The organism is Legionella cincinnatiensis, from assembly GCF_900452415.1.
GTDB classification, from domain to species: Bacteria; Pseudomonadota; Gammaproteobacteria; order Legionellales; family Legionellaceae; genus Legionella; species Legionella cincinnatiensis.
This window is the reverse complement of record NZ_UGNX01000001.1, coordinates 33,696-48,668: the sequence shown is the minus strand read 5'-3', so window position 1 is coordinate 48,668 and position 14,973 is coordinate 33,696. Positions and strand designations below refer to the sequence as shown.

The window sequence follows — 14,973 nt, the reverse complement described above, 5'->3', positions numbered from 1 at the left end:
CCAACAATTACAGTAAGCGGTGTTACTTACATCATTTTTAATAGAGAATAAATCAATATCGTATTTAAGTTGCATTAAAATACTTTGTGTTAGTGCAGAAACGTTCCATAATACCCCACCATATTCGCGATAGTTATGGTATTAGCATAATTACTGCACGTGCTGTCTTTAGTCATATTCCAGTTAAATATTCCTGCTAAACCAATGTAGGGTGGATAATCAGGATCACAGTTTGTTTCCTGAGTATCAATTCCATTAGCAATTTGCTGTTTAGGATAGCCTATAGCAACAAGCGCATCAAAAAAGTAATCCCCCCAATCACCGTCACCAAAATAACTTTGAATATTAACTAAATCAAAGATTTTGGCATTTAACTCATCTACCTGTGTTGCTGCAATGCCGCCTGGCTCATCATTATTTCCCGCAGGAGTAATGGTGAGATAATAAGGTTTGCCATCTTGCAGGGATGCATGATTTAATGCGTTTCTTAAATTGGCAATCACACCATCGAAATTGGCCTGGGGGATGGAACCGCTGGAGTCACCTATACTTTCATCATCAATATCAAGCCCATCCAGATGATTGCTGCGTATAAATTGAATCACACTAGGTACAAAGATATTGGCTCGATTCACATAGTCATTATTAATGTAGGTCCAATCATTTTTTCCCCATCCCAATGAAATTAAAATTTTTATATTGGGATTGCCAGCACGCGCTGATTGCACTAATAAAGCCAAACGCGCTGGTTCATCAGGCTGGCCCTGCTCGTAGGTAAGAATTGCACCGTTTTGTTGGGCATATGTATGAGCAAAAGCTACAAAAATAGCGCTAACTCGATTAAAAGGAGGAATGGGGTCTTGATTTGGTGGTAGCCACTGCCCCGCACCAGAATTATAAATTGGGTAATAGGTTCCTGCGTAAGGAAGAGGGAATTGGCTACTTGGAAGTGTTTTTGTTGCTGTCACCTTAATGCGATTACTTAATACGGGCACCGAGCATGTCGCCCCGTTATAGGCACAAATACGCGGCATTAATGTGAGTTCAGTACTTTGACTGATTCCTTGTAACAAGACGATAAAGGAGCAGGTAGCTCCCGCAGCTAAAGCCGTACAAGTATTATTGTTTAATGTAACTTTCAGAGTATTTGCTTTTGTACCATAATGAGGGTCGATGCTGAGTCCATTCAATATTTTTGACGTATTATTTTTAGCGGTATAAGTAACATAAGTAGAGCCAGTTTGAGAAATAACAATTGGGCTCGAGCTGCTTGGTGTAATTTCAATGATAGAGGCTGCTTGTGCTCCAGTCAAAGACAACAGCCACCATAAACAGTACTTCTTGAACATACCAGTTTTTTTCATCTGCTTCATCCTTGTTAACCAAAAGAAACCGCCAGCGTAAATACGATTCCTTGTGTATAAAGATTTTTAACCGTTAACCTATCCTTGGACGTTTGTACTAAGGAATAGCCTAAAGCACCTTTGTCCAAATTAAAATATTGATAACCTACAGACGCATGATATTGCAACTGATGCTGCGTATCATTCCATAGCAGATAATCAAGTCCAGCACCCAACTCATAAGAAAAAGTCTCTTTTGTATGATTATTAAAATGAACTGCAGGAGCAGCACTTAAAGAAGGCTCAGTCGGCTTTTCATGATATGTATAAAAACGATTCCAACTTGGGCCAATACCGACTAAAACATAAGGTTTCAAAACATATTTTGAGTAAATTGCTTTGCCTTCAACCATCAACGAGGAGCTTTTTGCATGAAAATTATAGTTCAAGGTGTCAAAAAAGCCTTCGTTGATAAATGGAAACTCTGTTCCTTTTACTTGGCCCAGCTCGAAAAAATACCCCGCAATCCCCAAGGACAACTGATAAAATGAAAACCATGATTTTTCAAAAGTATGATTTGCTCCTACAGCCCAAAAACCTTGCCAGTTTGTTTTGGTATTGGTTTGGTAGGCGTTGGTAATGACTTCATTGATTTCCACCCGGGATTTATTTTTAAGGATCGAAAAATTAGGACCTCCGGAAACAAAAAAACTAATTTGATTGGCATATCCTAAAGAGGGGAATATAAAAACACATAAAGGGACAACGAGCTTACTCAGTTTAACTTCCATATCTATTTTAGTCCTTTGGTGACGTTTTCAAAACAATATTTTCTACAACACCGCCCATTAAGTCCCATGCATCGTTGCAAGCTCGTTCGACTCAGGCAGTACTTTTGTACTCCCCTCATCTTATACTTTACTTGCGCCTTGTCTAGAACTTAGTGGATGACGCCGTAGAAGGATGTACCTGCTTACGCAAATTGAGCCATTCTGATTTTAAAACAATAATGAATCTTTTGATTGCGTTTAAAATCCTGATCAATAGTTTGAGCGCTAATATCCTGTATGGAATATTTTTCCACCAGCGTATGATCTAATTTAAACTGACGTAAATTAGTTGAAAAATACAAAACGCCATCAGGATTTAATAAACGCATTGCTGCATTTATCAACGACACATGATCTCTTTGAATGTCCAAGACATCGCTCATTCGCTTTGAATTAGAAAAGCTAGGTGGATCTAAAAAGATTACATCGAATCGCTCTCGAGTAACTTTCATCCACTCACGACAATCAAATTGCACAAACTGGTGTTTCGATAAATCAAGATGATTTAACTTAAAGTTCTCCTCTGCCCAACGTAAATAAGTATGAGACAGATCAACATTAGTTGTTAAAGCCCCGGCTAAAGCCGCATGAATGCTAGCACTTGCTGTATAACAAAAGCAATTAAGAAAACGAGTTCCAGGCGACAATTTGGCAAAACTTAAGCGGAGCAGTCGATGGTCTAAAAATAAACCCGTGTCCAAGTAATCATACAAATTAACCAATAGCTTCGCTTGTCCCTCAGTGACAACCATATTTTTTCGGCTATGGTTTAGTTTTTGGTATTGTGCATTTCCTTTTTGTTGTTTACGTTGTTTGATTACCAATTTTTCAGGAGTTAATCCTAAAGCTTTGGGAACAACTTGCATGACTTCCAAACTGCGCTTTTCTGCTTTAGAAACGGACACGCTCGCCGGAGCTGCATATTCCTGCAATACTGCATAGTCATTATAAAGATCAATCGCATATGCATACTCTGGTAAATCAGCATCGTAGACTCGATAGCAAGAAATATTATTTTTTCTTGCCCATTTTTGCAAATGGCGATAATTCTTTTCGAGGCGATTTAAAAGCATTTGTGCATGTTCAGAGACCACATTACCCATAGCGCCTTTAAGCTCATTAGCAACATTTATATTCAAATAATAAAGTTTACACTCCAATGCACCATTATATAGCGTATATTGCTTATGAGCACGTAATCCTAAAGCCTTGGCCAAAAGCGGATTAGACGTCAAAACCCCAGCTTGCCATCCTTGATAACGCTCATGTAAAATTTTACCAAATTGCTGATATAAAGGTACAAGATGAGATGCATCACTTAATCGCTCTCCATAAGGTGGATTGCATACGACAATACCCGTTTTCGTTGTGGGATTAATCTCATTCAATGTTTGGGCTTTAAAATGTACCAAGGGAGCAACTCCAGCACGCTCGGCATTCGTACGTGCTACAGCAATTATTTTATGATCGACATCCGTCCCTAATAAAGGTGAGGACAAAATTTTAACTTGTTGCAAAGCCTCTACGCGTAATTTTTCCCATAATGAAGCTTGATGTTGCGCCCAATATTGTAATGATTGATCCTGACGCAATAAACCAGGAGCAATATGTGCTGCCATCATTGCTGCTTCAATCACTAAGGTACCTGAACCGCAAAAAGGATCATGCAATGCATATCCTTTTGCAGCTAACTCTGGCCATTTGACTCGCATCAGCAAGGCTGCAGCGACATTCTCTTTCAAAGGAGCAGTACCAGCCTTACTGCGATAACCTCTTTGGTGCAAACTGTATCCCGTCAAATCAAAACTTACAGTAATCACATCATTTTTTAAGTAGGCATGAATAAGAATTTGGGGAGTTTCTTTATCTACAGATGGACGTGAGCGATTTAATCGGCGAAAATGATCAACTATCCCATCCTTGACTACTTGTGCCCCAAACATCGTATTGCGTATATGCTCTGACGTACCATGAAATTCAATGGCTATAGTCTTATCTTGTGAAAATACCGTCTGCCAATGAAATTGAGTACAAAGCTGGTGCAGGGATTGTTCATTTCCCGCATAGCCACTAAAAAGAATCAATTGCACTCTATTTGCTATTCTTGACCAAAGGCATAATTTATATACAGTCAGTAAACTGGCTTCACCATAAACTCCTTGCGGACTTACACGAGTCACCGATAAACCTAAAGCTTTTAATTCTTCCTCTAACAAATACTCAAGTCCCTTTGGACAGCTAATGAATAAAGAATATTTCATGCTATGGATGACCTCAAATAGCGAAAAAGAGCCTTACTGGCGCCTAAATTCTTTTCTTTTTGTTGCTCATCCACTGCTTTTTTAATAAGTTGTCTTAAATGCTGAACATCCTCCGGATGATAAGCTTCTATAAACTCAGTGAGTGCTTCTTTACCTTCGTTGATTAAGCGATCACGCCAATGTTCGACTTCATGAAATGATGCCGTTACAGCACTATCTTCCTCAAGCATCTGCTCATAAACAGATAAGATTTCTTCGTAATCAGCGGCACGCATCAATTTACCAATCAATTGAGCCTGTCTTCTTTTAGCCCCATGACTCTTAATAGACTTTGCATCAATGATTGCTTTATAGAGATTTTCAGGAAGAGGAAGTAAATTCAGTTTAGTGATATTCAAATCAATAAATTTTACACCCATTTTTTGTAAAAAATCGGCTTCTCGTTTTTTCTGTGATTTACTAACTGGCTCATCCATAGGATTTATTTTTTATCTAAAATTTGCATAATGATACTATATACTTCGCATGACACCAATGGGTGTGCTTTAAGTATAAACCTTATTCAGCCGCCACAAGCGAAACAGGAACCGTCGCCGGCTTCAGTTCTTTGCTTGATCGAGACCGCAAATAAGTATGACCCACTGCAAAAAAATTATAAATCAAGATGAATATTAAAAGATCGTGCAACCAGGAAATAGTCAATTGCATAAAAATAGGAATAGTAATAAGAACACCAATGCACCCTGAAACACTTAAAATCATCGTTTTCTTTAAGGGAATTTTATTATGCTTCAAAAATACTAAGGTCGTTAACGGTTGTTGCATAGCCCCAGCTGTAGTCATAATTGGAAAAGCAACCACCGGTGAAATATTCATTAAAAATAGAACACATTGCACCATAACAAATAATCCAATTCCAACCGATGTAAGAGCACCACAAACAACCATTGCTCCAAAACCCACGATTAATTTCCATGAATGCAGTTCCGTTAGTTCGCCACCTACAGGCAATAAACGAAACTTATGAGAAATTAAGAGTATGATAATTAACGCAAAACAGCAAACCATTGACAAACGAATTGCCTGTTTGCTTAAATGACTTACTATAAAGCCACCCACTAAACCACCAACACAAGTACCAATAATCAACGTTAAAAGAGTGGTTAAATCTACATCAATTAGACTCATAAAAAATAAAGACTCAATCGCTCCGGGAATAACTTGAGCTCCATTATTTACTGCGGGCATTTCATCATCACGGAAGGTGCCCATTATTTTGGCTAATGCAACATTCATAGCAAAACTACCAATACCCACAGTATCTGCAATAAATGCGACAATACCACTTATACCTAATTTTAAATATTGAGTTATCGATAAAGGCTCTGAAGGTTGTCGAATAAGCTTAAAAATCATCACCGTTGCGCAAAGCAAGCTTAATAAAAGAATGCTAAGCGTAATAAAAAAAATAATCACTTGACTCCCAACTTAGATAAGATCAAATGCAAATTAAATCCAGCAATTATATACCAATTATGTTGTTCAGCAAACAACATATAGATTAAAAAAAAAACTTTATGAATCGGGCAAGGGCAAAAACAAAAGAGTGTGACCTCGCATTAATGTATTACCTAACGTCAGTTATGGATAAAGATATAATTATAACAAGTCTCTATCACGACCCGTTCGAGCTGAGGAGGCGTTTACGCCGTCTCAGCTCGAACGGAGCGAAGTAATCACTCGATCTCTTATCCATAATTGACGTTACCTAATATCAATCAAAATTTATTTCCAACAGGAATATGGGTGATAGCAATAGGACTGCAATGCCAAAATCCCGAAGACTGCTCCTTATCAAACTCTTAAATTGGTCCATTCCTAAGTTATTAGTTTTTTTAATATAACTTACGAATAAAACTCATTGGATTAATTAAGGCTAAATTGATTAAATATTTTTCATTATAAAAATTCAAATTATAGGGGAAAAGTATGCAAGATAAATTTGAATTGTTTGTGCATACCCCAAAATGAAGAAGGCAGAAAAGTATTTGCAAAATTGGTTGCTCAATACAACAAAGTCAACACCGACGGGGTCACTTATAGGCTTAATGGGAAAACAATCACTGAAAAGCATTTTGATTTCGAAAATACCATTATTAAAGAGCTGCAAACGCTAGATTTAGTGATTGGCAAGCCATTGATAAGCATTGGCTAGAAGGTGTTGGTGGTGCACAAAAGCTGCTACCGATGCATGTTGTTGATGAATACTGTTCTAATGAGCCATTTTGCCCTGTACCTAAGTTTACCTCGCAGCCGAAATCATCGAAACAATTCTACAATTGGGCGACTGACAAGAATGAAAATTGGTTTAGCGTTGACTCTAAGTTGTCCGTTGATTTTGCAATATGTAAAAGCATCCGGTGTCGGGCTTACGGTCGTCCACGTGGCTGGGCCGAACACGATTTGGCTGCCATGACGGCATTATGTAGATGACGCTAGATAATCATCACCATCTGTCTCAGATTTGACCGAATTAACATCATGTCAATGAAGTAGCTTGGCGGCGTAAGCCGCCAGAAGCTCCTCCCCGCATGAGTCCAAAAACCATAAAAGCAAGGGGAGAGTCCGAAAATGTTATAGACACCTTATGGTGCTGTTCATTTGGAGCGTTACGTTTATCAAACCTCATCTGGAGGAAAAACCTATTGTCCTTTAGATGCACGAGCACATTTTTATATCGAGCCTCTTTTTAATTTTTAGAACTGAATTTGTAACATAAGTGGCATTTACATGAAATAACTTAGATCTTACAACGGGTAGTACTCACACCTACCTGACCAAAAATAGTTTGGGTCATTTTCTGATCTACACCCAAATCTTTTGCAGCATAAAGTACACCACAAGCACCATTCACAAAATCTGAAGTAGGTGTCCAATACTTGCTATTAGCTAATATCATCATTTCATAAGCTTTTTTAATACCAATATCCTTAGATAATAAATAAAATGCTTTATTAAATACTCCACTCGCTGTATGAACAATAAAATTTTGTTGTTCTTGAGGATTGGCAATATTTGACTTCGCATAAGCGACCAATTCTGAATAACTGATGGCACAATAAGCACCATGACTTTGTGCTATTTTTTTATCCAAGCAATCAGCAGAGCTCCCATCTGAAGAGGGATAATCCATAAACCGCAAAGCTTTACCAAATGAGTCTCTAACGATGGTCTCTCCTATACCCCAGGTTACCGTATCTGCTTGTAAATAAAGTTTATTATAAAGCTGAGGAAATCGTTCCAATAGATAGGCGCGTGCCGCTTGACCCGCCATATCGGATAAAGATTCATTAAGAGCACCAGATTGATCATGATATTCTAAACCTGAATGCTGCTCAGTAAAACCATGTGTTACTTCATGCCCAGCAACATCAAGAGAAACTAAAGGATAAAAATCCCGCCCATCCCCAAAAGACATAAATTGGCCATCCCAAAAGGCATTATCATAATTCTGACCAAAATGAACACGCATAACGAGTTGCATTGGCGATCCATCACCATGTTGCAATGCATTAACACCATACCAATCTTTATACATATCCACAATGATATGTCCAAAATAATAGGCATCATTAGATGGTGAATAAGCACCGTTTATATTTTCTTCTACATTATGGTCGCAACGATATTGAAAAGGAGTCGCTAGAAGATCACCCCAATCCCAAGCGGAAGCAAGATTCACTAACTTGACCTTAGCCGTATCCATAATACATTGGCTGCCTTCTTGCATCACTTCCAAAAAAGGGAGTCCTTCTTTTCCGTACCAATATTCATGTACTTTTTCGTTCCCACCTGGTCCGGAATCCATATAATTTTTTATATTATTCCATTGCTTCGTGATTTCACCACTTTGAGCATCTACGATAAAAAATGGCCAGGCAGGTTTATTATCATTTTGGGTTGTTTTAAATGAAACTTGATAAACTAACTTAAGTTCATTATTTTGTGTCGCCCTAATCTGTAATTCACTGAGTTCTTCGTAAGTAGGCATCTGGAGATTAAAACTAAACCAAGATTTTTTTGCGCTATCAATTGCTTGCTGCGGATTAAGCGCTGGTTGGGTATTCAAATGGATGTCATCGAGTAAATGTCCATTTACCTGGGCATTTTCGATCATCACTTGGGCGCCAATCACTGGAATTCCCTGATACATTTGTTGATAGCGCGTAATAATCTTCGCATGGTCTTGAGCTCGACTTACTTGCTGTAATGTATTTTTTTCTGCATTTGATGTTCCTGATGTATAAGCCGCTTTTTTTATAGGATGTTTCAGAAAAAACTGATTTAAACTACTTAAGGGCGCCTGATACAAATCCAACTCTTCAACCGCAAATGCATCATATGCGATCAGAACAAAAGCAATTCCGAGGATTTTTTTCAACATAAAAATAGCCCAATAAAATTACAATGACAACATAATGTCACATTAATAAACAACTAACAAGTCGAAACTGATTGATGGGGGGCTCTTTTTAAGAGCAGTTGTCATTGTTGAAAACCGCTCTTAAAGGATAGGGTGAACATTTAATGACGTCAGTTTAAGGGAAACTGATTCCTATTTTTCTGTAGCTTGGATTAGACGTCGTCTAATCCAAGTGACACGTACTTAAAGACGCCATTAGGTGACCCGCAAAAGATTTTGCATCTTCATGCATGATGAGTAGATTAAATGGACTCCTCAAGACGACCGACCCTCCGTTGCACCAGATGGCAATGCCGTCTGGCCACCAGGGCAAAAAGTGATTTGATAGCTGGTGTATGTATTTGCTGCATTACAGGTAGTTGCTCCAGCAGATTTATCATCAAACGTATAAGCATAAGCAGTCGGACAACCTGCGTGTAACCAGCTTATGGCATGGAGTGCCGTAACGGGGGTGTTCTGTGTACTCGTCCAATCGGAATTTGGAACAGTACACTCTCCGCTATTAGCCGTGTCATTCCAAGTCACACAGCCACAACAGGTACTTGCTGGATTATTAGTATAACAGGTATCGAGTGAGTTGTTGCTGGTGGGCTTACAAATCAACATGTCGCCAAAGTTAGTTGCCGAGCCACTAACCGTTCCGTAATTTTTTTGCGGGGAAATCGTACTCATTGCAGTACCCATCGCATAGTAGTTGTATAGATTGTAAGTCGAACTGCCCCACTGAGCCGTAGCAGGAAATCCTTGATACACATTTAATGACCAATAACCTAAAAACGAACCATTGGTTCTGTTGATAGGGGCACCGTTAGGATAGGTACCAAAAGCCATCCCACAAAGCGCGCCGCCAGCAGGAGAATTACAGTTATTATTGGGGCCAGTAGTCACAAAGTAAAAATCATTGTTATTCAAGCCAGGAGAAGAGCTTGGATCAAAATCCCAGGAACAATTACCAAGTCCATACCCCTCCGGTTGAATGACCGCCCCAACACTGGTACAAGAAAAAGGTGAGGATGGGTTACTTGCAAGCAAACCCTTCACTTCAACAGGGACATTCAAGCCACCGATAATAGACACATCATACACCCCATCAGCATTAGCAGAATTTTCTATAGTAAATTCCAACTTAGTATAAGGTGCTTGTGGTTGAGGAAAAGAGCCTGTGGAAACACAGGTTCCAGAGCTTGACGAAACAGTACCGCAAGATCCAGTGCCACAAATAAAACTGTTATTTCCAGACGCACAATTGGTTCTAGGCCATATCGCTCCATTAACATACCCATTTGGTATTGCTAAATCAATGGTGCTTGGTGCCATACCATCGATTTGCGCAGCAAGATAATAAGAACTTGATGGCGCCCCAGTAGAACTGGTCGCTCCCGGTGTTGGATCAGGACTACCCACTCCTCCTGCTGCATTGGAAATCCCATACCAGACATTAAACGGGCATTGATTGACAAAATGTACCGTATGTCCGTTTGTATTAGTATTTACAGGAGCAGAAGTTGTTGCCGTCGACGTCACTCCTCCGGCCGTTACCGATGCAGTGACCGTCATGCCCCCTGTGGTAGTCGTAGTGGCAGTGGGAATCACAGATACTAATACGGAGCAGGATTGTTGTGCTGGCACCGTTGCTCCTGAACAGGTATCGTATTCTGCGGATTTCGTCATTGTTGCGGCAGCCCCCGTCACAGAAATGTCAACCGTCCCCAGTGTTGCACTGCCTTCGGATGGCGTGCAATTATTGGTAAATACGAACTTAATCATATTGTTTTCAAACTGATAGGATGTTGCTGGCAAAGGAAGTTGCGCTACGCCACTTACTGTACACGAACCTGGGGTGCCTTGGTTCACAGTGGTCGATGCAGTGGGTTGGGCAGTTAAGCCGGAATTATAAGTAAATAATCCTGTTACTGCTAAAGGACCAACTTGAGTAGGGGTAATTTGCGCTTGTACCGTACAGCTTTGGGTTGGCTGTAAGGTAACGGGGCTATTTGGTGTTCCGCAAAAATTTGTCACCATGCTAACCGTGCCTGCCCCGCTACCCGTAGAAGACAGGCTAAAAAGATTTGCGCCAGTGTTATCACCAGCATTTCCTGTAACAGGACCACTGCCCGTATTTGTATAAGTGGCCGTGATTGTTGCACTTGTCAATGGGGTTAAAGTGAGGCTTGCAGGCAATCCGGTGATAACTCCCGTGACATTCGCCGCCCCTCCTTGGGTAATTTGCACTGTGGTTGAAGGCGTACTACTACTTGATTGACCATTTATAACAAACGTAAATAAGCCAGAAACACTCGCCGTATTAACCTGTTGCGGCGTTAAGGTACCTTTTACCTGGCAGCTTTGCGCCGGCTGTAAGATGATGGGCGTTGCTGACGTACCACATCCATTGGAAGTGAGCGTTATATTGGCTGAGTCAAAAGGCGATACATTAAAAAGCCCTGTCCCACCACTATTCCCTGCATAACCCGTAATGGGCTGTGAACTGGTGTTGGTATAAGTCGCAACGATCGCCGAGGTCAGTGCTGGTGTAAGCGTGACCGTAGCGGGATTTGCGGTGATAGCTCCGTTAATACTGCCTGAAGTGCTGCTTGATGCAGCAACAAGCTTGGGTAAAGAAATACGGTTATTATTGTAACCATAGGTGAGCTGTACTGTTGCTGTTTGGGGGCTACTGACTGGAGTATACGTATAAATAATCGTGCATGTGCCTGAGGGATTTAGTCTAACATTGTTACAATTATCTTGAACAGTGATTCCACTACCCGTATAGCTGCTCTTGGTCACGATGGTGGCAGCACCAGGTAAATGACTCGTCAAGGTATAAGTAACATGGGATGAATGTCCAACAGGGGTTTCAGCAAAACCGCTGGGTGACAGACTCCAAGAAACGGGATCAGACGCAAGTGCTGTGGCACTAAATAAAATTAGTCCTAATAAAACACAATTTCTTTTCATTTTTTGTCCCTGTAATACATTAATATAAATTAAAGATTTTTGCATTGGGGCAGTATTGCCTTGCTTCCCCAATAAATACGTCACATTAGCACACCTATCTGATTATTTTTTAAGCTCCTGTTTTGAACATCCCTACCATTGGGCCTCCTAACTATCAAGCGTGTACGTTCCATAATACATATAAGTAGAGAAACATATTAATTAATAAGATAAGTTACACCAAATAAAAGAGTATTTGTTTGATAATTACCTAACCGTAACGCTTCTCCAGACCATGTCGACTGCCCTTTTCCTGATGAGAAGTCACCAAATGATTCAAACTCATATCCTGCTGAAAAGAGCCAATTCGGTATCAATAAAAAATCTAGACCAGCTCCTGCATGATAGGTAAATTGAGTTGAGGTATGATTTGAAAATGCGGGGCTGATTCGAGGGGTTACGTCTGAAAAAGCAGTCTCGTTAAAAGAGCGAGCTTCATTAAAAGATACCCCTAATCCACCATTTACATAAGGAGAAAATTTTGAAAAATGAAATAAATTCAATTTAGTATCCGCGGTCAATGCGAGCGTAGAAAGTTTCCAGTCATAATTGTAATTAAGAAACTCTGGCAAGCTATATTGCATAATGGTATCCCCTACATTAGCTGAAAACACATACTGCAAACGCCCACTTAAAGTGTAATGGTTGATCAACGGAGACTGCATCGCAATTCGATCCCCAACTGTTAACGCAATCGTACCTTGGTTAGACTGTTTTACAGAATAAGCATCTACATTTGCTGGAGGTGGAAAATTAGACCCATTATCGACCAAGATGTTGCTTTGACTTAAAGGAAAAACTACCCCTCCCTGTAATTGAACAAACCAATGATTATATTCTAGCGGGCAATCTTTACATTTAATCTTATTTTTAGCCTCATCTTTAAAGCGATATTGAGTTGACTGCGGTATTTGCTCAATCTGTTTCTTATTATGGTGTGTGGATTTAACTGAGGCAGTATCTTTGGAACTAAATTTTGGATGTTTCATACTTGTAACTTGCGGGTGATTAGGTGTACTCGAAGCTAACTGATGTACTGCTTGCAGTGTTTTGAATGGTCCAACATACACCATATATAAATTTTTTTTCCTTTTGAGCTTAGCATTATATCCTTTTGCTTGAAACTTGGACTGCATTTTTCGTGCATTCTTCTGACTTGCATAAGATCCAAGATAAACTGTATAGGGTGCTGAGGATTTGCTATTTATTTTAGGAACATTACTCAAACCCCATATACTTGTTCCAGCATAGGTTAGACCACCTCCAAAATTAAGTGCTGCTACAAGAGAGGCGGTTAAAAAAAATTTTTTAATCATAATCCATCCATAGACATTTCAAAACACAAAGTTAACTAATATATTCGTGATGTTATTAAAATACAACAAATCATTAATAAAAAACGCCCAAAAACCAGGTAGTTATACAATGAATCTTAAAAATAATTTATGATATCGCACGATCTTATTCGATCTCTAATTTTCCAATCTTTTTGGCGTCGACAGTTTCCAATGATTGAGAATAAATAACTATTAAGGACGATGCATATGATGTTTTCTAAAAAAAATACCCTCCTCTTCCTCGGTCTTTGCTCTACTCTTTCCCTGACGCATGCAGGAATAGTGGAGCGTTATGTGCAACAAATGCAAGCAGAGAAAGCACCGTTAGTCGCGGAAAAAAACATTCATCTTGCTTATTTTAAGCAATTAATCGATCATAATAATCCTACTACGGGTACATTTTCTCAACGTTACTATATTGATGAAACATATGGGCCTAAAGATGATTCACCAGTCTTTTTTTATATTTGTGGCGAATCTGCGTGCAGCAAACGAGCGCTGAATGGAGCGATTAGAAATTATGCCCAAAAATTTCATGCCAAATTGGTGGCGCTAGAACATCGTTATTATGGTGAAAGCCTACCCTTTAACTCACTATCAACCAATGACTTACACTATTTAACTACAGAAGCAGCCCTGGATGATTTGGCTTATTTCCAACGCCATTTAAAAAATGAAAAAAATTGGCATGGAAAATGGGTTGCTTTTGGAGGCTCTTATCCTGGTTCTTTATCAGCATATTATCGGTTGAAATTCCCTTATTTAGTTGTAGGCGCATTAGCTTCTTCAGCTCCTGTCATGGCTAAGGAAAATTTCATCGAATATGACGCTCATGTGACGCAAGTTGCTGGTTTACAATGTGCCAATCAAATGCGCGAAGTAGTCAATCAAGTAGAATCAAGCTTAGAAGATACGGTTAAATTCGCCCAAATAAAGTCGCTTTTTGATGCCACAGCAGTTGAGGATCCCGTTGACTTTTTATATTTAATTGCAGATACCGGAGCTGCAGCAGTGCAATATGGAATGCGCGATGCGTTCTGCTCGAGTCTTTCTGAACATCCAACATCACTTGAAGGTTATGCATACTTTGCTAAAAAACTTTATAAAGATATGCACACTACGGCGGTAGAAATGACCGCACAAGGTGCTATGAGTGAAAATCCACATGATTATCAAAATGGTTTAGGGATGCGTCAATGGTACTATCAATCATGTAAAGAATATGGATATTGGCAAAATGCTAATCCCAATCCAGCTCTTTCTACGCGCTCATCATTGATTAACCTGGATTATCACTACAATGTATGCCAACGACTGTTCGGATTAACGGAGCCTGCCCATACGATGGAGCTTAACCACGCCTTTTATTTTCCCTTAATGAGTATACTGACTTCCAATATTTATTTTACAAATGGAGAAAATGATCCTTGGTCTACTTTATCCCTGGCCGAAAAAAATGGTAATGCGATTAATCCAAGATTAACTTATCAATTAATTCAAGGGGAAGCTCATTGCAATGATTTACGCAGCCCTTCATCAGTTGACTCTGATTCGCTAAAGGATGCCCGAAAAAAAATGGAATCATTGTTAACTGAGTGGCTTAAGTAACGTGAGTCGCCATAAAAGGCATAGCAATGCTTTTTATGGCATTAAACGAACGTTATCCCATAATATGCGTAGCATTTATACGAGATCCAGTTCCAAATAAAACAGTTCGAC

General features: G+C 39.5%; 9 protein-coding genes and 2 pseudogenes. 3 read left to right on the top strand and 8 right to left on the bottom strand.

Annotation, left to right across the window (positions count from 1 at the left end):
- Positions 1-89: 89 nt before the first annotated feature.
- From DYH34_RS00205 to DYH34_RS00185, 5 genes are all read right to left on the bottom strand, one after another.
- Complete coding sequence (locus DYH34_RS00205) at positions 90-1,364, bottom strand: glycoside hydrolase family 18 protein (protein WP_238589450.1); 1,275 nt, start codon at positions 1,362-1,364, stop codon at positions 90-92.
- 14 nt (positions 1,365-1,378) lie between these two features.
- Positions 1,379-2,134: a hypothetical protein gene (locus tag DYH34_RS00200; protein ID WP_058464195.1), complete on the bottom strand. Its 756-nt coding sequence runs from the start codon at positions 2,132-2,134 to the stop codon at positions 1,379-1,381.
- A gap of 182 nt (positions 2,135-2,316) precedes the next feature.
- A complete protein-coding gene (gene rlmKL, locus DYH34_RS00195; protein ID WP_058464196.1) occupies positions 2,317-4,434 on the bottom strand; it encodes a bifunctional 23S rRNA (guanine(2069)-N(7))-methyltransferase RlmK/23S rRNA (guanine(2445)-N(2))-methyltransferase RlmL in 2,118 nt (705 codons plus the stop codon).
- The gene (gene yjgA / locus DYH34_RS00190; RefSeq protein WP_058464197.1) at positions 4,431-4,910 is read right to left on the bottom strand and encodes a ribosome biogenesis factor YjgA; all 480 of its coding nucleotides are present in this window, start codon (positions 4,908-4,910) and stop codon (positions 4,431-4,433) included. Before yjgA ends, rlmKL begins: the two co-directional genes overlap by 4 nt.
- An 82-nt stretch (positions 4,911-4,992) precedes the next feature.
- Positions 4,993-5,910: a sulfite exporter TauE/SafE family protein gene (locus DYH34_RS00185; RefSeq protein ID WP_058464198.1), complete on the bottom strand. Its 918-nt coding sequence runs from the start codon at positions 5,908-5,910 to the stop codon at positions 4,993-4,995.
- A gap of 538 nt (positions 5,911-6,448) precedes the next feature.
- Here DYH34_RS00185 and DYH34_RS00180 point away from each other — a divergent pair.
- Together DYH34_RS00180 and DYH34_RS18630 are read left to right on the top strand one after the other, a co-directional pair.
- Positions 6,449-6,918, top strand: a pseudogene (locus tag DYH34_RS00180) (F-box protein); the annotation flags it as partial.
- Positions 6,919-7,045: 127 nt separating this feature from the next.
- Positions 7,046-7,173, top strand: a pseudogene (locus tag DYH34_RS18630) (ISKra4 family transposase); the annotation flags it as partial.
- Between the two features lie 61 nt (positions 7,174-7,234).
- On the opposite strand, the gene DYH34_RS00175 reads toward DYH34_RS18630, so the two are convergent.
- From DYH34_RS00175 to DYH34_RS00165, 3 genes are all read right to left on the bottom strand, one after another.
- Positions 7,235-8,878, bottom strand: coding sequence for a M4 family metallopeptidase (locus DYH34_RS00175; RefSeq protein WP_058464199.1), 1,644 nt, complete (start codon positions 8,876-8,878; stop codon positions 7,235-7,237).
- A 294-nt stretch (positions 8,879-9,172) separates the two neighbouring features.
- Positions 9,173-11,962, bottom strand: coding sequence for a thaumatin family protein (locus tag DYH34_RS00170; RefSeq protein WP_058464200.1), 2,790 nt, complete (start codon positions 11,960-11,962; stop codon positions 9,173-9,175).
- Positions 11,963-12,075: 113 nt separating this feature from the next.
- Positions 12,076-13,233, bottom strand: a complete 1,158-nt coding sequence (locus DYH34_RS00165; protein ID WP_083502722.1) for an SPOR domain-containing protein — start codon at positions 13,231-13,233, stop codon at positions 12,076-12,078.
- Positions 13,234-13,461: 228 nt separating this feature from the next.
- Between DYH34_RS00165 and DYH34_RS00160 the strand changes: the two genes are divergently transcribed.
- Positions 13,462-14,862 carry a S28 family serine protease gene (locus DYH34_RS00160; RefSeq protein WP_172465394.1) on the top strand — a complete coding sequence of 467 codons (1,401 nt, stop codon included), beginning with the start codon at positions 13,462-13,464 and terminating at the stop codon, positions 14,860-14,862.
- Positions 14,863-14,973 lie beyond the last annotated feature (111 nt).